Genomic DNA, 19,170 nt, shown 5'->3' with positions numbered 1-19,170 from the left:
GACCGGATAGGCCGCCGCCGTGATCCAGCTCCGCACCTGGAAGGTCGTTCTCGTCCTGCTGGCCGCTGTCTTCGGCCTGGTGTTCACCTTGCCGAACGCCCTGCCGACCTCGGTCACCGACCACTTGCCCGCGCTGCTGTCCAAGCGGCTGAACCTGGGTCTGGACCTACAGGGCGGCTCCTATCTGCTGCTCGAAGTCGACACCGACTCCCTGCACAAGGAGCAGCTCACCAACCTGACCGAGGACGTGCGCCGCACCCTCACGGATGGAAGCATCGGCTTCACGGGCCTGGGCGTGGTCGGCGATACGGTGCGCGTGCGGCTGAACAACCAAGGCCAGGTGGGCGCCGCCGCCAGCCTGCTCCGCTCCAAGCTGGTCCAAGCCAGCGCCCAGGGCGTGCGCGACCTGAACGTGGACGCCGGCCCGGACCAGAGCGTGGTCCTCAGCTACCCGGCCGCGACGTGGCGTGAACTCAGCGCCAGCGCCGTGCAGCAGTCGATCGAGGTGGTGCGCCGCCGGATCGATTCGCTCGGCACGCGCGAGCCCACCATCATCCGTCAGGGTCTCAACCGCATCCAGATCGAAGCGCCCGGCGAGAGCGATCCCGAGAAGTTGAAGGCCATCATCGGCCAGACCGCCAAGCTCACCTTCCATATGCTGGACCAGGACACGCCGCTCGATCAGGCGGCCGGTCATATCCCGCCGGAAGACGAACTGCTTCCCAGCGAAACCCCCAGCGAAGCCCAGGGTGTCCTGGTGCGCCGTCGCGTCATCGTCTCGGGCGCGGACCTGGTGGACGCCCGTGTCGCCTTCGACCAGCAGGGCCAGCCGGCGGTGTCGCTACGCTTCAACGGCCACGGCGGCGACCTGTTCGGCCAGATGACGGCCCAGAACGTCGGCCGCCGCTTCGCCATCGTGCTCGACGGCAAGGTCATCACCGACCCGAACATCCTGGGCGCCATCCCGGGGGGCACCGGCCAGATCAGCGGCAGCTTCACCGAGGAGACCGCGTCCAACCTGGCCCTGCTGCTGCGCTCCGGCGCCCTTCCCGCCAAGCTGAACTTCATCGAGCAGCGCACGGTGGGCGCCGAGCTCGGCGCGGACGCGGTGCGGGCCGGCGCGATCTCGCTCGGCATCGGCGCCGTCGCCATCTTCGTGTTCATCATCTGCGCCTACGGCCTGTTCGGCGTGTTTGCGGCCATCGCCCTGCTGGTCAACGTGCTGATGATCTTCGGGGCCATGTCGATCACCCAGGCGACCCTGACCTTCCCGGGCATCGCCGGCCTGATCCTGACCCTCGCGGTCGCGGTCGACGCCAACGTGCTGATCTACGAGCGCATGCGCGATGAGGCCCATGCCGGACGTACGCCGATCATGGCCGCCGACCAGGGTTTCCGCCGGGCGCTGGTCTCGATCATCGACGCCAACGTCACCACCATGATCTCAGCCCTGATCATGTTCCAGTTCGGTTCGGGTGCGGTCCGCGGCTTCGCCTGGACCCTGTTCGTGGGCGTGCTGACCTCGGTGTTCACCGCCGTGCTGATCACCCAGGTGCTGATCGGCTGGTGGTTCCGGGTCGCCAAGCCCAAAGCCCTGCCGATCGCGTAAGGACGATAATCCCATGCGCTGGCCGCTGATCCGTTTCCTCCCCCGCCAAACCCACTTCAAGTTCGTGAAGTGGGCGCCGATAGCCGCCGCCGTCTCCGCCCTGCTGGTGGTGGGTTCGATCGCGTGCCTGGCGACCCGCGGGCTCAACCTCGGCATCGACTTCAAGGGCGGTGAGCTGATCGAGATCGTCACCCCGGGCCCAGCGCCGCTGAACGCGCTGCGCGCCAGCTTGGCGCGCCACGGCGCCAACGATCCCCAGGTGCAGGGCTTTGGCGCGCCGAACTCGGCCATGCTGCGCTTCAAGCCGGCGAACGGAAGCGATCCGGTGCAGGCGGTGAACGCCATGCGCACCAGTCTGACCCAGGACTTCCCCGGCATCCAGATCAAGCGGGCCGAGGCGGTGGGCGCCAAGGTCTCGGGCGAGCTGCTCACCCACGGCTTCCTGGCGCTCGGCGTCGCCCTGACGCTGATGCTGGTCTACATCTGGTTCCGCTTCCAGCTGCAGTTCGGCCTGGGCGCGGTGCTGGCGGTGCTGCACGACATCGTGCTGACGCTCGGCATCCTGTCGGTGCTGCAGATCGAGTTTTCCATGACCTCGATCGCCGCCCTGCTGACGGTGATCGGCTACTCGATGAACGAGAAGGTCATCACCTTCGACCGGCTGCGCGAGAACCTGCGCAAGTACCGCCGCATGCCGCTGCGCGACGTGATCGACCTGTCGGAAAACGAGCGTCTGTCGCGCACCCTGATCACCGGCTCGACCGCGCTGCTGGCCTTGGCCGGCGCGCTGATCTTCGGTGGCCCGGTGCTGTTCCCGCTGGTGTTCAGCATGGTGTTCGGCATCTTCGTGGGCACCTATTCGTCGATCTATGTCGCCCTGCCGCTGGTGCTGGTCTGGGGCGTCAAGCGCGGCGACGAGGTGATCCCCGCGCCCAGCAAGGCGGCCAAGGCGGCGGCCCAGCGGCCCTGATCCCATGGCCGCGTCTCTCCGCCAGCCCCCGGTGGTCGAAGCCTTCGGCGGCGGTGGTTTCCGTATCGACGGCGTGCGCTGGGAAGGCTCCATCCTGATCCTGGACGACACGGTTCGGACGTGGCCGGTACATGCCCTGGCCGACCTCGCGCCCGACCACCTGCACGACGTGCTGTCCGCGCCGCTGGAACAGGTGGAGCTGGTGCTGCTGGGGACCGGACCTGCCACCACCATCGCGCCACGGCCGATCCGCGAGGGGCTGAAGGCCGCCAATCTCGGCCTGGAAGTGATGAGCACGCCCGAGGCCTGCCGCATGTACAACTTTCTGGCCGGCGAGGGCCGCCGTGTCGCCGCCGCCCTGATCGCCGTCTGAGCCATGGCCGAGCAGCCCGCCCCAACCAAGGCGGAGGACGACCCCACCGACCTGGACGCCCTGGTCCGCCGCCTTGATCCCGACCGCTGGCTGGCCAGCCGCTTCATCGCCGATCCGGAAAAGCGGCGCACGGTGATCGCGCTCTACGCCCTCAACGGAGAACTGGCGCGGGTCGGGGAGAGCGTCAGCAATCCACTGGCCGGAGAGATTCGCCTCGCCTGGTGGCGTGAGCGGATGGAGGCGATCGCGGCCGGCGCCGAGGCGCCCGGCCAGCCGGCGCTGCTGGCTCTGGCCGAGGTGCTGAAGAGCGGCGCGCTGCCGGGCGAACTGCTCGACGCCTTGGTCGAGGCGCGTCACGCGGACCTGGAGCCCGAGCCTTTCGCCGACGATGCGGCCCTGGCCCGCTATCTGGACGGTACGGCGGGCGCGGTGATGGGCCTCGCCGCCCGCGCGCTCGATCCCAAGACGCCGTTGCGCGCCGTGGTGGAGGCCGGTCGGGCCTGGGGCCTGGCGGGGCTGTACCGCGCGCGCGCGTTCTGGCGGGCGGGCGGGCGCAACTGGGTCCCGGCAAGCTGGAATGCGCCTGATGAGCCGGTCCTGGCCGAGCGGGTGCGCGCCGAGGTCGACGCGGCGCTGGCGCGGGCGCGGAGCGAACTGGGCGCGCTCAGCGTCGCGGCCTTTCCCGCAGTGGCCTATGTCGGCTTGGCGGGATCGTACGCCCATGGCCGGACGCCGGGCGAATTGGAGCGTCGTGGACGGCTGCTGCTGGCTACGCTGAGGGGGCGGGTCTAGCGCTGCGTCAGGCGTGTCTGCGTGCTTCGAGACGCGCTGCGCGCTCCTCAGCATGACGTAGGTTTTTTGAAGGGCCCGATCCCTCACACCCGTCATCCTGAGGAGCTCCGAAGGAGCGTCTCGAAGGACGCACCTGCCCCGACCGTTGGCCTAAACCTTCACATTAAGCTTTCGTCATGTGGCCTCGCCTCCGTTGCACCCGACCCATGCGGCGCTAACAGTTCGCCCTTCGAAGTCGGTGGGAAACTGAGAATGCGTAACCTCTTTGCGGCGACCGCTATCGCGGCGCTGGCGTTCGGCCTGTGCGCCTCCGCCCATGCACAGGACAAGCCCGACAAGGCCAAGCCCGACACCGCCGCAAGTAAGGACGACAAGACCGACTTCGCGCCCTTTCCCGCCGACGCCCATGTCGAGCAAGTCACCCACGTCGCCGGCAAGACCCTGAACTACACCGCCACCGTCGGCTCGCTGCCGGTGCGCGACGACAAGGGCAAGAAGATCGCCGACGTGGTGTTCACCGCCTACACCCTGGACGGCGTCCACGATCCGCGCCGCCCGGTGACCTTCGCCTTCAACGGCGGTCCGGGTGCGGCCTCGGTCTATATGAACCTGGGCGCCATCGGCCCCAAGCACGTTCCCTTCGGCAAGGCTGGCGACAGCCCGTCGGACGCGGCGGTGCTGACCGACAATCCCGGGACCTGGCTGGACTTCACCGACCTGGTGTTCATCGACCCCGTCGGCACCGGCTTCTCCCGCTCGCTGGTCGACGAGGCCGAGAGCAAGAAGCACTTCTACGGCACCAAGCAGGACATCGAGTACCTGTCGCGCATCATCTACGACTGGCTGAACAAGAACGGCCGGCTGACCTCGCCCAAATACGTCTCGGGCGAGAGCTATGGCGGCTTCCGCTCGCCGCGCATCGCCCATTACCTGCAGACCCGGATGGGCGTGGGCGTCAGCGGGGTGGTGATGGTGTCGCCCTATCTGGACAGCGCCGCCGAGTTCGATCCCGGCCTGTCGCCTCTGCCCTGGGTGATCACCATGCCGGCCATGGCCGCCGCCAACCTGGAGCGGCACGGCGAACTCGACGCCGCCCACATGGCGCCGGTGATCGCCTATGCGCGGGGCGATTTCGCCTCCGACCTGATGAAGGGCCGCACCGATCCCGCCGCCAACCAGCGACTGACCGCCAAGGTGAGCGAACTGACCGGGCTCGACCCGAACTTCGTCAAGGTGTCGGGCGGGCGGATCGAGACCCAGGCCTTCCTGCGCGAGGTGTTCCGCCAGCAGGGCAAACTCGGCAGCCGCTACGACAGCAACGTGACCGAATGGGACCCCTTCCCCTACGCGCCCGAGCAGCGGACCAACGACCCGATCCTGGACAGCACCATCGCGCCGACCACCAGCGCCATGGTCGACTTCGACACCCGCGTGGTTGGCTGGAAGGTCGACGCGCCCTTCCATACCCTGAGCTACGATGTCGGGCGGATGTGGAACGACGGCCATGACGAGCAGGTCGAGAGCGTGACCGACCTGCGCGAGGCGGTGGCGCTCGATCCGAAGATGAAGGTGCTGATCGCCCACGGCTGGGACGACCTGTCGTGCCCCTTCATGGCCTCGGTGCTGATCGTCGACCAGATGCCGACCTTCGGCGATCCGAACCAGGTGCAGGTGAAGGAATATCCCGGCGGCCACATGTTCTACGCCCGCCCCGACAGCCAGAGGTCCTTCCGCCAGGACGTGATGGCGATGTACGGAGCGAGTTGATCGTCACCGCGTTTGAGAAGGGCGGACGTCCAAGGCGGCGTCCGTCTTCCTGCTTAAAGCGGCGCGGCGAGTGTGGACAGGCAAAGTCTGTTCTGCTACCTCGTCGCCTTCGGCACGGAGGGCAGCCTCCGGGCATATGAGCCGTTCGCCCTTATCTCAAAGTCGCATAGCGCCGCGCAGGGTCCAGAGGAGGGCCTAGTCATCGTCCAGATTTTCGTCCGCGACAACAACGTCGATCAAGCCCTCAAGGCGCTGAAGAAGAAGATGCAGCGCGAGGGCACCTTCCGCGAGATGAAGCGGCACGTGCATTACGAGAAGCCCTCCGAGAAGCGCGCCCGTCAAAAGGCCGAAGCGATCCGCCGCGCCCGCAAGCTGGCCCGCAAGCGCGCCCAGCGCGAAGGCCTGCTGCCCGCGACCCGTCCGGTGGTGAAGCGCTAGGCGCTTCGTCCACGACGTCGAATTTCAACCACCCCCGGAGCCTGGCTCTGGGGGTGGTTTCGTTTGGGGGCTATCTCATGTCTCCGCCGGCCGCGCGAACGCCGCCAGCAGCCGCTTGACGTCCAGCTTCCCGCCGCCTGACAGCGCCCCCGCCCGGAACGCCCGCGCGCACAGCCACATGATCGCAGCCGCCGTCGCCGCCATCTCCAGCAGCGCTGCGGCCACCTGCCAGAGCGGTAGGCCGCTGGCGATGCGGGCGATCATCAGGAACGGAGTGAACAGCGGGACCCACGACAGGATCACGATCACCGGCGCATCCGGCCGCTGCTGCGCCAGGCTGAGGAACACCATCGGGATGCTCAGCACGATCATCAGCGGGCCGAGCAGCGTCTGGGCCTCGCGGCTGGTCTCGCAGAAGGCGCCGATGGCCGCGAAGATCGAGGCGTACATCAGATAGCCCCCGGCGAAGAACAGGACGAACCAGACGATCAGCCCGTGGCTGAGCAGCGCCCCGCCTAGCTCTCCCAGCAGGTGTGGGGACGTCCGGCTCACCGCGGTCAGGCCGAGCGCGCCCCAGACCGCCAGCACGGTGCCCGTCAGGCCGGCCACGCCCAAGATCTTGCCGCCGAGGATCTCGGGGATGGAGGCGCACGACATCAGCACCTCCAGGATGCGGCCCGACTTCTCCTCGATCACGCTGTTGAGCAGGATGCCGGCGCCGGTCACCACCGCCATCCACAGCACGAACGCCAGGCCGAGCGCCAACAGGGTAGGGGCTTGGTCTCGGAAGGAAACGCGTTCCGACCTGGCGCGCGGCGAGAAGCTGCGGACCTCCGGCTGGACGGCGTCCACCGATTTCAGCAGGTTGGAGGGCAGGCCCGCGGCGATGAGGCGGTTCTGGCGCATCCTGTCGCCGACCGCCCGCTCGACCAGGCCGGCGAGGCTGGAGGTGGTGGGGTCGCGCGTCCAGAAATCGACGCGCGCCTTGGTCGACACGCCCGAGATGATGACCACTAGGTCGAGCGCGCGTTCCCCGCGGGCCGACAGCGCCGAACGCAGCGGAGCGATCGCCTGTTCGGGAGAGCCGGCATCGGTGGAGGCTGGCGGCGGCGCGACGATCTCGGCTAGGGGCGGCTCCCCGCTGAGGGTTGGCTGCAGCGCCCGGTCGAAGCCAGAACGGGTGAGATCGATCACGGTCAGCCGGGGCGGAGGCGCCGCCGACTGCAACGCCTTGGGACCGCCCATCAAGGCGAAGCCCAGCACCAGGGGCGCCACGCAGAGAGATATCCAGAACCCCGGCGTGCGCAGGTAGCTGACGTATTCCCGTCGGGCGATCTTCAGTAGGCGGATCACGCTGCGCCTCCTGTCAGCACGATGAAGGCCTCGTGCAGGGTGGGCGCCTCGACCCGGAACTGGGTCAGGTCCAGCCCTCGCTCGAAGGCGGCCTTGAGCGCGGCCTGGGGCTGGGCGTCGCGCGCCAGGTCCGCCAGCAGGCGCATGGGGCCGTCGTCCTCGATCCGCGCCGCTTCCACCGAGACCACGCCCGGCAGAGCCAGGGCCTGTTCGCGGGTGATCGCGCCCTCCAGCACCAGCCGCTGGGTCGCCGAGGCGCAGGCCTCGCGCACGGTGCCGTCGAACACCTTGCGCCCGCGCGCCATCAGCACGATGCGCCGGCACAACCGCTCGGCATGGGCCATGACATGGGTGGAGAAGATCACCGTCGCGCCGCGATCGGCCAGTCCGCGGATCAGTTCCTCCAGCCCCTGCTGATTGACCGGGTCCAGCCCGGAGAAGGGCTCGTCCAGGATCACCAGTTCGGGGTCGTGGGCCAGGGCGCAGACCAGTTGGACCTTCTGCGCCATGCCCTTGGACAAAGCCTTCATCGGCCGGTTCAGGGCGTCGCCCAGGCCCTGGGATTCCAGCAGCTCGATCCCGCGTCGCTTCGCCTTGGCCGCCGGCACGCCTTTCAGCCCGGCGAAGAACACCACCGCCTCGACCGGGGTCATCCGGCGGTACAGGCCGCGCTCCTCGGGCAGGAAGCCGATGCGGTCGCGCACTGTCGTCGGGTCGCTGGCGCCCAGCACGGTGATCCGTCCCGAGGTGGGCGGGATCAGGCCCAGCACCATGCGCAGGGTGGAGGTCTTGCCGGCCCCGTTCGGGCCCAGGAAGCCGAAGATGGTCCCTGGCTCCACGGAGAAGCCGAGGTCGCGCACGGCGTGGAAGTCGCCGTAGCGCTTGTTGACCTGTTGCAGGTCGAGGGCTGGGGTCACGTGGCCTCCGGTGCGGAGAGCCTAGCTGTCACGCTTGCGGGCGCCAAAAGGTTTACGCCGGATCATTCCGGGCCTGGACGCGGCACCCTTGTTCGCGCCGTCCTTGCTCGCGTCGGTCTTGTCTGGGCGGGCCTTGGCGGAGGGCGGCCTAGTCCGGCCGCCTTTGCGCGCCGGCGTCTCGCCATCGGCCTTGGCCCCGATCTCCCTCAGCTTGCGGGCCTGGAGGATCGACAGGGCGCTCTCGCGGTCGCCCTTCTCCGGGTCGGCGAAGGCGCGGCCATACGTTCCGATCCGCGTCTCCACGCTGTCGAGGAACTCCCCCTCCCAGTCGGACAGCTCCGTTTCGCCGGCCTTCAGTTTCAGCCGGCGAATGGTGCGAAGCGCCCGCGCCTTTTTCATCGGGGCGGGAAGGGAAGACCTTAGAGGCCGCCGATGGCGGAGAGGTAGAGGTCGATCAGCGCCTCTTCCTCGTCGCGCTTCACCTTGTCCTGTTTGCGCAGGCGCACGACCTTGCGCAGGATCTTGGTGTCGAAGCCCTCGCCCTTGGCCTCGGAATAGACCTCCTTGAGGTCGGCGGAGACGGCGGCCTTGTCTTCTTCCAGCCGCTCGATCCGCTCGATGAAGCTCTTCAGCCGGCCTTGGGCGGCCGAGGTGAGGATGTCGGCATTGGACTCGAACGAGGCGTCGTCGGCCATGGGGCGGAACTCCGGAAAAAGACGAAGGGGGAACCTAGCGGGGGCGAGCGGACGCTTCAACGCGCATCGGCGCACAGGCGGCGAAACGCCGGCCGCCAACGAAAACAGCCCGCCGCGGGAGGCGACGGGCTGTAGAAAAACGAAGGCGCGACAGTCCCGCCGAAGCGGAACCTGCGGGCTGGATCAGCCCTGCTTGGCCTTGAAGCGCGGGTCGGTCTTGTTGATGATCAGCACGCGGCCCTTGCGGCGCACGAGCTTGCAGTCCCGGTGACGGTTCTTCAGGGACTTGAGCGAGCTTCTGACCTTCATGACCGCTATTCCGCAAATAGAAAAACCCCGCGCGGATTAACGTGCGGGATGGAGGCGGCTGTTTAAGGAAACGGGGCGGGCGCGTCAAGGGGGCGCCGGCGTCGCCATCCTGCTCAGCCGCCGTTGCAGTGCACCGTATAGTCCATGGTGTTGCTGCGGTTGCCGGCGTCGTCGATCAGATAGGCCCGCATCTTCATGTGATAGCTGTTCGGCCCACACCGCACGTATCCGATATAGATGGCGCCGCGCTTCTGCATCTCGGGCGGCAGGCGGACCAGGCCGTCCTGCACCTTTTCGATCGGGCCGTTGGTCTCCACCAGGTCGCGATGGATGAAGCGGACGTCCCCGTCGGCGTCGTGGAAGTGGAACTCGTTGACCACGGTGTCGTAGACCGGCCGCACCGTCCTTTGGGTGATCTCGTCGATGACCGGAGGGCTGCCTGCGTTCGGGGCGGTCGAGGCGACGGGCGGGGCGACCGTCTCCCCGACGCAACCCGCCAGGGCGACGGCGACAGCGCCGCTGGCGGCGACCAGGAAGAACCGTTCCAGCAACCGGATGCGCATCGTCAGACGTCCTCTTACGCTCGGCAACTCATGCGCGAGAGAGGTGATGCTGTCCAGTGTCATGTCGATGACGGTGTCGGGGTTTTGACTGTTGTAATCGCAGGTGTTCCGTTAGCTTGAGAGTATGGATCGTCGCGCCTTCCTCATGTCCGTTTCCGGCGTCGTCGCAGCGCCGGTGTCGGTCTGGGGGCCGGGCACGGCGCCGCCGGGAAGCGACGCGCTGTTTAGCGCCTGGATGCAGGGTTTCGTCGACCGCGCAGCCGGCGCCGGCTGGTCGCGCGCCCAGATCGAGGCGGTGTTCCAGGGACTGCAGCCCGACCCGCGGGTGATCGCCGCCGATTCGCGCCAGCCCGAACTGTCCAAGCCGATCGGCGACTATATCAAGGGCGTGGTGGCCGACAGCCGCATCGCCGAGGGCCGTTCGCGCCGCGACGCCAACCCGTGGCTGGCCGCGACCTCGGCCGAGTACGGCGTGCCGGCCGAGATTCTGGTGGCGATCTGGGGCGTGGAGTCGAGCTTCGGCCGCATCCAGGGCGACATGGACGTGATCCGGTCCCTGGCCACCCTGGCGGCGGAGGGGCGGCGCAAGGACTGGGCGGAGGGCCAGCTGCTGGCGGCGCTGCGCATCCTGTTCACCGCCCAGGCCAGCCGCGAACAGCTCAAGGGCTCCTGGGCCGGGGCCATGGGCCAGACCCAGTTCACGCCGGAGGACTACCTGTCGTTCGCGGTGGACGGCGACGGCGACGGGCGGCGCGACATCTGGGGATCGGCCAACGACGCCCTGTCGTCGGCCGCCAACTTCCTGCAGCGCAAGGCGGCCTGGCGCCGGGGCGAGGCCTGCACCCGCGAGGTCGTCCTGCCGGCGAGTTTCGACTATGGTCTGGCGGAAGGGGTGAAGCAGCCCTGGGCGGTGTGGCGTGGGCTCGGCCTACGTCCGGCCTCGGCTCCTTTGTATGGCCCGATTGTCGACGAGCCGGCGCAACTGCTGCTGCCCTCGGGCTGGACCGGGCCGGCCTTCCTGGCCTTCCCCAACCACTTCGCCATCCGCGCCTACAACAACTCCACCTCCTACGCCCTGGCGGTGGACCTGCTGGGCCAGAGGATCGGAGGCGCCGCGCCGCTGACCCGGCCCTGGCCCGACGACCTGCCGATCTCGCGCTCGGATCGCATCGCCGCGCAGGAGTCGCTGCAACGCATGGGTTACGATGTCGGCGCGGTGGATGGGGTGCTGGGGTTGAAGACCCGCCAGGCCGCGCGCGGCTGGCAAAAGACCCGCGGCCTGCCGGCGGACGGCTATCTGAGCTATGCGCTGATCCAGCAGCTCAAGACCGAAGGCGGGGTTTCCGCCAGCGTTCCGCCGCCCCCGCCGCCCGAGCGGTAGGGACGAACGCTGAAAGATTGGCTTCGAAGTCCATCCTCAGGGCTCTGATCGCCGCGCCGGCTTGAGCGAAGCGGGCCTATGTTGTAGGTCGCCCAGGAGCGAGAAGGCCGAGGATATACGATGGCGCAGCAGGGCGAGTATCACCGGGGCGAGATGACGGTCGCCGACCAGCGTTCGACCTACACCCTGTTCAACAGCATGGTCCATTGGTGCTCCGCCGGCGTAGCGGCCCTGGTCGCGCTGCTGACCATCTGGTTGTGCGCCCACGCGGGTTTCCTGCTGGGCCTGATCGTGGCCGTGGTGATCATGGGCGTGGCCTTCTTCATGAGCCGCAAGACCGCCCACTGACGCCGCCCCTACGACGGTTTCCAAACGTCGTAAAACGAACCTTAACCTCGTTCTGACCTGATCGCGCCGGGCGCCGTTTCGGCGCGTGAGGCGTGGCATGACGGAAATTCTCAGCGGCGAGGGGCTGAACCTCGAAGGCGGCGCGGACTGGGACGCGGCGCGCTCCCTGATCATGCTCCGCCCGGAACTGGTGCGCGACGACGTCACGCTGTTGCAGGCGCTGGGTCTGCGCCCGCACGCCGCCAACGTGCTGGAGTTCGGCCCCGCCGCCTTGGCGCGTCTGGAAGCCGCCCGCGACCGCGAAAGCTCCGCCCGCCAGGATGTGGAAGACATCGCCCGCGCCAACTTCGCCGCCCAGGCCGAGGTCCACGCCCTGGTGCTCGACCTGCTGGAGGCCCGCAACAGCGCCGATCTCGCCTTTCGCCTGAACGAGGGCGCCCAACGCCGCTTCGGGCTGGAGACCGCCGCCGTCGGCGTCGAGGGCGCGGCGCCTCCCGGCTGGCGCAACCTGCCCGTGGGGCTGGTCGGCTATATCCTGGAGCCCGGCCGGCTGTGCGGCGTGGGTCCCTGCACCGGGGGCCACGAGATATTCGGCGAGGCGGCGGAGCGGGTGCGCAGCGTCGCCCTGGTGCGCATGAGCCTGTTCGACCCCAGCCGCTCCGGCCTGGTGGCCTTCGGTTCCGGCGACCCGGACGGCTTCACCGCCGACATGGGCGTGGAGCTGATCGCCTTCGTCGGCCAGGTGGTCGAGCGCTTGGGCGAGCGGTGGCCGCCGCCACGTCACTAGGCGTTTTGCGTGCCGCGTGCTTCGAGACGCGCTTCGCGCTCCTCAGCATGACGAGGTTTGGTGATTGCAAAAACCTCCGTCATCCTGAGGAGCCCCAAAGGGGCGTCTCGAAGGACGCACAGACAGGGCGACCCTTAGTGAGCGATCACGATGCCACGCCCCGCAACGCCCAGCAGGCGCTCGAAGCCTGGATGGGCTACCTCGCCCACGAGCGCCGCGCGTCTCCGCTGACGCTGGAGGCGTATCGCGACGACCTGCAAGCCTTCTTCGCCTTCATCGAGGTCCATCGCGGCGAGCGGTTGTCGCTGGCGGTGCTGTCGGACCTCTCGGCCGCCGAGGTGCGCGCCTACATGGCCCACCGGCGGGGCGGGGAGACGCCGTTGTCGCCGCGTTCGCTGAGCCGCCACCTGTCGGCGATCCGCAGCTTCTTCCACTGGGCCGACCGGCGACTGGGCGTCGCCAATCCGAACATGGCGCTCGTGCGCGGACCCCGGGTCAAGCCGACCCAGCCGCGGCCGGTGTCGGAGGACCATGCGCGCGGCTTGATCACCGAGGCCGAGGAAGACCCTGACCGCGAACCCTGGGAGACCGCGCGCGATGCGGCGGTGCTGACCCTGCTCTACGGCTGCGGCCTGCGCATATCGGAGGCGTTGGGGCTAAAGCGGGCCGAGGCGCCGCTGCCCGACACCCTGCGTGTGCTGGGCAAGGGGTCCAAGACCCGGCTGGTGCCGGTGCTGCCGGCCGTACGCGCGGCGGTCGACGCCTATCTGGCCGAGGCCCCGTTCCGCCTGGCCCCGGACGAGGCGCTGTTCCGCGGCAAGCGGGGAGGGCCGCTGGGACCGCGCTACATCCAGGGCCTGGTGGCGCGTCTGCGCGGCCGGCTCGGCTTGCCCGACAGCGCCACCCCGCATGCGCTACGCCACTCGTTCGCAACCCACATCCTGGCCGGCGGCGGCGATCTGCGTTCGATCCAGGAGTTGCTGGGCCACGCCTCGCTGTCCACCACCCAGAAGTACACGGCGGTGGATGCGGCGGGCCTGCTGGCGATCTATGAAAAGGCCCATCCGCGTGCTTGAGGCTGAGCCGGCTCGACGTTTGAGGTGAATTCGCCGCAATGTGGTCGCTTCGCCCACGCCTGCGCATTAGCTATCGACTAGAGACGGAAAGCGCCGAGGAGGGTGCTGCATGGCGAAGGCGCCCGGAACGGGACTGATGGGGATGCTGCGGGGCGGTCGCGACGACAGCTCCGGCCCGATCTGGATTCCCGAGATCGACGAGGCGCACCGGGCCGAGCTCGGCCGGCTCAAGCGCGAACTGCGGGTGCTGGAAGGCGCCCAGGACGACGGGCGCCGCAACCAGCCGTCAAGCAACGCCACTACCCCCAACGCCGCCGAGACCCAGATCGTCGGGCGCATCGCCACCGGCCTGCGCGAGCTGAACGCCTGGGTCGCCGGCCAGATGGGTCAGGCCGCCGCTGTCGCCCAGAAGCGCGTGCCTTCGGCCCTGACGCCCGAGCAGGCCCGCGCCGAGATCGACAGCCGCATCGGCCATGTCCTGGCCGAGCGCCGTTCGGACCTGGTGGCCCTGCGCGAACAGGAGCTGGAGACCCAGCGCGACCTGAACTATTTCCGCCGCCGCCATGGCCTGAACCGGGCCGCCTCCTATCGCCAGTCGACGCTGTTGCCCTTCGCTATCCTGGTCGGCGCCTTCGTGCTGGAGAGCTTCGTCAACGCCTTCCTGCTGCGCCGCATATCGGAGCAGGGCTGGGTCGGCGGCGTGGTGCTGGCCGGCGTCATCAGCCTGGTCAACATCTCGCTTGGCGTAATGGGCGGCGGGGTCGGCTGGCGGCTGGTGGGCCACCGTTTCAACCTGCAGCGCACGATCGGCTGGACCGTCACGGTCGCCGCCCTGGTGCTGGCCTTCTTCTGGAATATCTACGCCGCCCACTTCCGCGAGGTGGCCGAGCAGGCCGCCGACGCCGGGACCTCCGGCACCCTTGCTGGCCATGCGCTCGACGCGCTGGCGCATATCAAGCAGCACGGCATCCTAGGGCTGACCAGCCTGTTCTCCTGGGGCCTGTTCGCGCTCGGCCTGCTGATCCATCTGGCCGCCAGCCGCGAGGCCTGGGACGACATGGCCGACCGCTACTGGGACTATCGCCGCTACGACCACGCCTACCGCGTCGCCCGGCTGGACTACGAGGACACGGTGTCGGAGGCCAAGGCGGCGGCGCTGGAAGAGAGCCGCGAGGTGCTGGCCGACCTGGAGGCGACCTACGCCCCCGCGACCCAGGAACGCGACCGCCTGTCGGCCCTGGCCGAGCTGGGCGGACGGCGGCTGGCCGAGGCGCGCGATGCGGAGGCGGAGTGGATTCGCCAGGGCGGGGCGCTGATCAAGGCCTATCGCGACGAGAACGCCCAGGTACGCAGCGACGCGCCGCCCGCCTATTTCGCCTATTTCCCCGATCCTGAAACTTATCGCCACGGAGGCCCGGTCACCTCCACCGCCGACCTGGAGGTCAGCCGCGCCAACGCCGAGCGCGCCGCCGCCCAGATGCAGTCCGCCGCCGAGACCGCCGCGCGAGTCCAGGCTGACAACCTGGCGGCGCTGTCGAGCCTGCGCGCCTACGTCACCGAGTCCGCCGACAACCTGCAGACCCGCATCGACGGGCTGAAGCAGAGCGTGGACCGCGAGGCCGACGCCAATCTGAGCCGCCACGCTCCGCCGGTGGAGGCCGTCATGCCGCACGACCGGGCCGAAGGCGCCCCGCCCCTGGCGTCCGGTCCCGTGGACGACGACACGCTTGGGCCGCTGGAGCGCGCCGGTGGCGCGTGAGCGGGCCCGCCGTCCGGTCAAGCGCCGTCTCCGTCCCGCCGAGGTCCGCCGCCGCAAGGACACCCGCCGCGCCATCGTGATCCTGGCCGTGGCGCTCGTGGCGGTGATCGGCGTCGGCGTACTGGTTTTCAGCACCCGCACCCCTGAGCTCGACCCGGCCACGGGATGCATCGCCGGCCAGACCGTCCCGCACGAGCACACCGTGGTGCTGATTGACCAGACCGACCCGCTGACCAGCCATCAGGTCGATTACGTCAGGGCGCTGATCCTGGCGGAGTACGACCGCCTGCGTCCCTATGGAGAGCTGAGCATCCGCGGCGTCCGCTCCGATCCCGACGACGCCGGCCAGACCTTCTCGCGCTGCCGGGTGCGGCGGGGAAGCGAGGTGTCGGGCGTGGCCTCCAACCCCGAGATGATCGAACAGGCGTTCAAGCGCACGGTGGGGGATGGGTTGAACAGTTACCTGAACAGCCTGCGCAACGTGCCGACCGCCCCGCATTCGCCGATCATGGAGGCGGTGGACAGCGTGGTCGACGGCGCCGACTTCGGCTCCACGGTGAAGGCGCGCCGACTGCTGCTGGTCTCCGACATGGCCCAGAACAGCGACTTGGTCTCCGAGTATCGCGGGCCGGGTTCGGGCCTCGACCCCGACGCCCAGGCGCGCGAGACCCTGACGCGCGACCTGCATGGGGTGGCGGTGCGCATCCACTATGTCCGCCGGCCCAAGCTCGGCGAGATCCAGACCTCCGCCCAACGCGACTTCTGGCGCCAGTGGTTCACCGGCCAGGGCGCCAATGTGAAGCTCGGCTGGGGTTTGCAACTGGTGGATGGGCGGAAGTAGGCCCACTCTCCCGCCGCCCCGCCGGGCCCAGGAGATCGCCGTGAAGATCACCCGCATCGACACCTTCAAGGTCCCGCCGCGCTGGATGTTCGTGCGGGTGGAGACCGACGAGGGGATCGTCGGCTGGGGCGAGGCGAGCCTGGAGGGCCACGCCGAGGCGGTCGAGGGCGCCTACGCATCGTTGCGCGACCGCTTCATCGGCGCCGACCCCGCCCGGATCGAGGACATCTGGCAGGTCGCCTACCGGGGCGGCTTCTACCGGGGCGGCCCGGTGCTGATGTCGGCGCTTTCGGGGCTCGACCAGGCGCTGTGGGACATCAAGGGCAAGGCGCTGGGCGTGCCGGTGTGGCAGCTGCTGGGCGGCAAGGTGCGCGACAAGGTGCAGTGCTACGCCTGGATCGGCGGCGACAAGCCTTCCGACGTGGGCGAGGCCGCGCGCGGGCGGCGCGAGCAGGGCTTCACGGCGGTGAAGATGAACGCGGTCGCCGACCTGCGCTGGCTGGCCTCGCCGCGCGACCTGGATGCGGTGGTCGAGCGGGTGGCGGCGGTGAAGGCCGAGGGGGCGGACGCCGCGGTGGATTTCCACGGCCGGGTGCACAAGGCCATGGCGCGCCGCCTGTCCGAGCGGCTGGAAGAGGTCGAGCCCCTGTTCATCGAGGAGCCGCTCCTGTCGGAGAACATCGAGGGGCTGGAGCAGCTCTCGCGCCAGATCAGCATCCCCATCGCGTTCGGGGAACGGCTCTATTCGCGCTGGGATTTCAAGCGCTACTTCGAGCGCGGCATCGTCGACATCGCCCAGCCCGACCTGTCCCACGCCGGCGGCATATCGGAGGTGAGGCGGATCGCGGCGATGGCGGAGGCCTACGATGTGGGGATCGCGCCGCACTGCCCGCTGGGGCCGATCGCCTTCGCCGCCTGCCTGCAGATCGCCATCAGCACGCCGAACTTCGTGATCGAGGAGATGTCGCTGGGCATCCACTACAACACCGACGGCCACGACCTGCTGACCTATCTGGCTGACCGCTCGGTGTTCGACGTCAAGGACGGCTATGTCGCCGCCACCGAGAAGCCGGGGCTGGGGATCGAGCTGGACGAGGCGACGATCCACAAGCTGGCCGGCGAGTACGCGCCTTGGCGCAACCCGGTGTGGCGCAACGCCGACGGCGGCTTCACCGAGTGGTGAGGCGGATAGGGATATGCGTCCTTCGAGACGCCCCTTTGGGGCTCCTCAGGATGATGGGCCTTGGTGGGTCGCAGAAACCTTCGTCATGCTGAGGAGCGCGGAGCGTGTCTCGAAGCACGCAGCGCAGGCCCTCATCCCTCCAGGGCGCGGGCCTCTTCGGGCAGCATCACCGGCACGCCGCTGCGGATCGGGTAGGCCAGCTTGGCGGCGCGGCTGATCAGTTCGCCCCGCTCGCGGTCGTATTCCAGCGACGTGTGCGTCACCGGACAGACCAGAACTTCCAGCAGGCGCGGGTCCACCTCGTTGCGGAGGACGTCGTTGGGACGGGCGGTGTCGTTGGTCATGGGCTCGCTCTACTGCATCCGTCCGGCGCTGTCTTCGTCCCCGCCCATCGCCGCGCCCATGCGCAGCAGGGCCACCAGCGCCTCGCGCCGGTCGGCCAGGGCGGCGGCTTCGAGCAGGGCCTGCTTCTCGGCGGATTCGAACGGCAGGGCCATGGACAGGCTGTTGACCAGCGCCTCCACCGGCGCTTCGCGGGCCTGGTCCCAGTCGATGTCGAGCCCGCGCCCTTCCAGATAGGCCTTCAACGCGCCCAGCAGCTCCGTGCGGTCGGCGGGAGAACTGTCGTCCGCGTCGAGCCGCAAGTCGTCCTCATAGGTGGCGAAGTTCGGGCGCACCTGGCGATAGGGGGTGTGCGCCTCCAGTTCGCTGTCGACACGGAAACGGCAGATGCCGGTCAGGGTGATCAGGTAGCGTCCGTCCGAGGTCTCGGCGTAGCTGGTGACCCGCCCTGCGCAGCCCACCGCCGTCAGGTCGGGCCGCGACCGCCGGCCGGTGGGCCGAGGCTGGATGATGCCGATGATCCGCTCGCCGGCCATGGCGTCGTCGATCATGTTCAGATAGCGCGGCTCGAACACGTTCAGCGGCAGCATCCCCCTGGGCAGCAGCAGGACGCCGTCCAGGGGAAAGAGCGGGATCAGTTCCGGCAGGTCGGCTGCACGAAGGTAGCTCGCCGCCATGGCCGCCTCACGCGAACAGGAGCGAGGACAGTTTGCGCCGTCCCGCCTTGGCCACGTCCGACATCGGCCCCGCCGCCTCGAACACGATCAGCAGTTGCTTGCGCGCCGCGTCCTCGTTCCAGGTCAGGTCCTTGCCGATGATGGTCAGCAGCTCGTCGGCGGCGCGCTGGAAGTCGCCCTGGCCGGCCAGGATCTTGGCCAGTTCGAAACGGGCCTCGTGGTCGTCGGCGTTCGCGGCCAGCCGCTGCTCGAAGGGTGCGGTCTCGGCATTGGCGCCGGCCGCCAGCGCAAGGGCCGCGCGCACGCTGGCCAGGTCCGGGTCCTTGGCGTCGACGGGGGCCATGTCGGCCACCTCCCGCGCGCGCTCCACGTCGCCGCCGTTGAGATAGCAGCGCGCCAGGCCGGCGATGGCGGGCAGGTTGTCGGGCTCCATCTGCAGGACGCCGGCATAGGCCTGGGCGGCGCCGCCCATGTCGTGCACCGACAGGGATTCCTTGGCCATCTCCAACAGGGCGTCGACGTCGGACGGGGCCGCCGGGCCCGCGAGGCGATCGATGAAGGCCTTGACCTGGCTTTCGGGCAACGCGCCCTGGAAGCCGTCCACCGGCTGGCCGTTGTCGAACGCGTAGACGGTGGGGATCGACTGCACGCGCAGTTGCTGGGCGATGCGGGGGTTCTCGTCGATGTTGACCTTGACCAGCTTCACCGCGCCCTTGGTGGCGAGCACGGCTTTTTCCAGCGCGGGCGTAAGCTGGCGGCAAGGGCCGCACCAGGGCGCCCAGAAGTCCACGATCACCGGCTGCTGCTGCGAGGCCTCGATCACCTCGACCATGAAGCTTTCGTCGGTGGCGTCGATCACGGCGCTCGCCGCCTGGGCTGCTGCGGGCTTGGGCGGCGTGGGCTTGTCGAAGCCGAACAGTCCGGGCTTTTCCCCGGCGGCGGGGCCGTCGGTCGGGGAGCGCGGGCGGTTACCAAGCATGAGAACCTCGT

At 69.1% G+C, this 19,170-nt stretch carries 22 protein-coding genes; 13 read left to right on the top strand and 9 right to left on the bottom strand.

Annotated elements, in window-relative coordinates:
* The first annotated feature begins 19 nt into the window (after window positions 1-19).
* The 6 genes from secD to rpsU all read left to right on the top strand — a co-directional run bounded on the left by secD (window position 20) and on the right by rpsU (window position 5,949).
* Entirely contained in the window at window positions 20-1,609 is a 1,590-nt protein-coding gene (gene secD, locus GSQ87_RS13645; protein ID WP_158915943.1) for a protein translocase subunit SecD, read from the top strand.
* Between the two features lie 13 nt (window positions 1,610-1,622).
* Window positions 1,623-2,579: a protein translocase subunit SecF gene (gene secF, locus GSQ87_RS13640; protein WP_158915942.1), complete on the top strand. Its 957-nt coding sequence runs from the start codon at window positions 1,623-1,625 to the stop codon at window positions 2,577-2,579.
* A 4-nt stretch (window positions 2,580-2,583) separates the two neighbouring features.
* Window positions 2,584-2,952: an Mth938-like domain-containing protein gene (locus GSQ87_RS13635; protein ID WP_158915941.1), complete on the top strand. Its 369-nt coding sequence runs from the start codon at window positions 2,584-2,586 to the stop codon at window positions 2,950-2,952.
* A 3-nt stretch (window positions 2,953-2,955) separates the two neighbouring features.
* Window positions 2,956-3,744, top strand: a complete 789-nt coding sequence (locus GSQ87_RS13630; protein ID WP_158915940.1) for a squalene/phytoene synthase family protein — start codon at window positions 2,956-2,958, stop codon at window positions 3,742-3,744.
* Window positions 3,745-3,996: 252 nt separating this feature from the next.
* Window positions 3,997-5,511, top strand: a complete 1,515-nt coding sequence (locus tag GSQ87_RS13625) for a S10 family peptidase (protein WP_158915939.1) — start codon at window positions 3,997-3,999, stop codon at window positions 5,509-5,511.
* Between the two features lie 201 nt (window positions 5,512-5,712).
* Window positions 5,713-5,949, top strand: coding sequence for a 30S ribosomal protein S21 (gene rpsU, locus GSQ87_RS13620; protein ID WP_158917669.1), 237 nt, complete (start codon window positions 5,713-5,715; stop codon window positions 5,947-5,949).
* A gap of 75 nt (window positions 5,950-6,024) precedes the next feature.
* Here rpsU and GSQ87_RS13615 read toward each other — a convergent pair whose 3' ends face one another.
* The 6 genes from GSQ87_RS13615 to GSQ87_RS13590 all read right to left on the bottom strand — a co-directional run bounded on the left by GSQ87_RS13615 (window position 6,025) and on the right by GSQ87_RS13590 (window position 9,786).
* A complete protein-coding gene (locus GSQ87_RS13615) occupies window positions 6,025-7,302 on the bottom strand; it encodes an ABC transporter permease (RefSeq protein ID WP_158915938.1) in 1,278 nt (425 codons plus the stop codon).
* Window positions 7,299-8,219 (bottom strand): ABC transporter ATP-binding protein, encoded by a 921-nt coding sequence (locus GSQ87_RS13610; protein WP_158915937.1) that lies wholly within the window; start codon window positions 8,217-8,219, stop codon window positions 7,299-7,301. Before GSQ87_RS13610 ends, GSQ87_RS13615 begins: the two co-directional genes overlap by 4 nt.
* A gap of 21 nt (window positions 8,220-8,240) precedes the next feature.
* Window positions 8,241-8,618 carry a hypothetical protein gene (locus GSQ87_RS22540; RefSeq protein WP_216839310.1) on the bottom strand — a complete coding sequence of 126 codons (378 nt, stop codon included), beginning with the start codon at window positions 8,616-8,618 and terminating at the stop codon, window positions 8,241-8,243.
* A gap of 20 nt (window positions 8,619-8,638) precedes the next feature.
* Complete coding sequence (locus GSQ87_RS13600) at window positions 8,639-8,914, bottom strand: DUF2312 domain-containing protein (protein WP_158915936.1); 276 nt, start codon at window positions 8,912-8,914, stop codon at window positions 8,639-8,641.
* Between the two features lie 183 nt (window positions 8,915-9,097).
* Entirely contained in the window at window positions 9,098-9,223 is a 126-nt protein-coding gene (gene ykgO, locus GSQ87_RS13595) for a type B 50S ribosomal protein L36 (RefSeq protein ID WP_158915935.1), read from the bottom strand.
* A 113-nt stretch (window positions 9,224-9,336) separates the two neighbouring features.
* On the bottom strand, window positions 9,337-9,786 hold the full coding sequence (locus GSQ87_RS13590; protein WP_158915934.1) for a hypothetical protein: 450 nt from the start codon (window positions 9,784-9,786) through the stop codon (window positions 9,337-9,339).
* A 145-nt stretch (window positions 9,787-9,931) separates the two neighbouring features.
* On the opposite strand from GSQ87_RS13590, the gene GSQ87_RS13585 reads away from it, so the two are divergent.
* From GSQ87_RS13585 to dgoD, 7 genes are all read left to right on the top strand, one after another.
* The gene (locus GSQ87_RS13585) at window positions 9,932-11,167 is read left to right on the top strand and encodes a lytic murein transglycosylase (protein ID WP_254062956.1); all 1,236 of its coding nucleotides are present in this window, start codon (window positions 9,932-9,934) and stop codon (window positions 11,165-11,167) included.
* 120 nt (window positions 11,168-11,287) lie between these two features.
* A complete protein-coding gene (locus GSQ87_RS13580) occupies window positions 11,288-11,515 on the top strand; it encodes an aa3-type cytochrome c oxidase subunit IV (RefSeq protein WP_158915932.1) in 228 nt (75 codons plus the stop codon).
* A 97-nt stretch (window positions 11,516-11,612) separates the two neighbouring features.
* Window positions 11,613-12,302 (top strand): DUF484 family protein, encoded by a 690-nt coding sequence (locus tag GSQ87_RS13575; protein ID WP_158915931.1) that lies wholly within the window; start codon window positions 11,613-11,615, stop codon window positions 12,300-12,302.
* A gap of 191 nt (window positions 12,303-12,493) precedes the next feature.
* Window positions 12,494-13,378 carry a tyrosine recombinase XerC gene (locus GSQ87_RS13570; RefSeq protein ID WP_254063150.1) on the top strand — a complete coding sequence of 295 codons (885 nt, stop codon included), beginning with the start codon at window positions 12,494-12,496 and terminating at the stop codon, window positions 13,376-13,378.
* Between the two features lie 109 nt (window positions 13,379-13,487).
* On the top strand, window positions 13,488-15,137 hold the full coding sequence (locus tag GSQ87_RS13565) for a hypothetical protein (protein WP_158915929.1): 1,650 nt from the start codon (window positions 13,488-13,490) through the stop codon (window positions 15,135-15,137).
* Entirely contained in the window at window positions 15,127-15,978 is an 852-nt protein-coding gene (locus tag GSQ87_RS13560; RefSeq protein WP_158915928.1) for a hypothetical protein, read from the top strand. Before GSQ87_RS13565 ends, GSQ87_RS13560 begins: the two co-directional genes overlap by 11 nt.
* A 40-nt stretch (window positions 15,979-16,018) precedes the next feature.
* The gene (gene dgoD / locus GSQ87_RS13555) at window positions 16,019-17,161 is read left to right on the top strand and encodes a galactonate dehydratase (protein WP_254062954.1); all 1,143 of its coding nucleotides are present in this window, start codon (window positions 16,019-16,021) and stop codon (window positions 17,159-17,161) included.
* A gap of 131 nt (window positions 17,162-17,292) precedes the next feature.
* Here dgoD and GSQ87_RS13550 read toward each other — a convergent pair whose 3' ends face one another.
* The 3 genes from GSQ87_RS13550 to trxA are packed head-to-tail and all read right to left on the bottom strand — an operon-like array spanning window position 17,293 to window position 19,159.
* Entirely contained in the window at window positions 17,293-17,505 is a 213-nt protein-coding gene (locus GSQ87_RS13550) for a Trm112 family protein (RefSeq protein ID WP_158915926.1), read from the bottom strand.
* A 9-nt stretch (window positions 17,506-17,514) separates the two neighbouring features.
* Window positions 17,515-18,180 carry an LON peptidase substrate-binding domain-containing protein gene (locus tag GSQ87_RS13545; protein WP_158915925.1) on the bottom strand — a complete coding sequence of 222 codons (666 nt, stop codon included), beginning with the start codon at window positions 18,178-18,180 and terminating at the stop codon, window positions 17,515-17,517.
* A 7-nt stretch (window positions 18,181-18,187) separates the two neighbouring features.
* Window positions 18,188-19,159, bottom strand: coding sequence for a thioredoxin (trxA, locus tag GSQ87_RS13540; RefSeq protein ID WP_158915924.1), 972 nt, complete (start codon window positions 19,157-19,159; stop codon window positions 18,188-18,190).
* Between the last annotated feature and the right edge of the window lie 11 nt (window positions 19,160-19,170).

This window comes from Caulobacter sp. S45 (genome assembly GCF_009765965.1).
GTDB lineage: Bacteria > Pseudomonadota > Alphaproteobacteria > Caulobacterales > Caulobacteraceae > CAHJWH01.
This window is presented reverse-complemented; position numbering and strand designations above follow the sequence as displayed.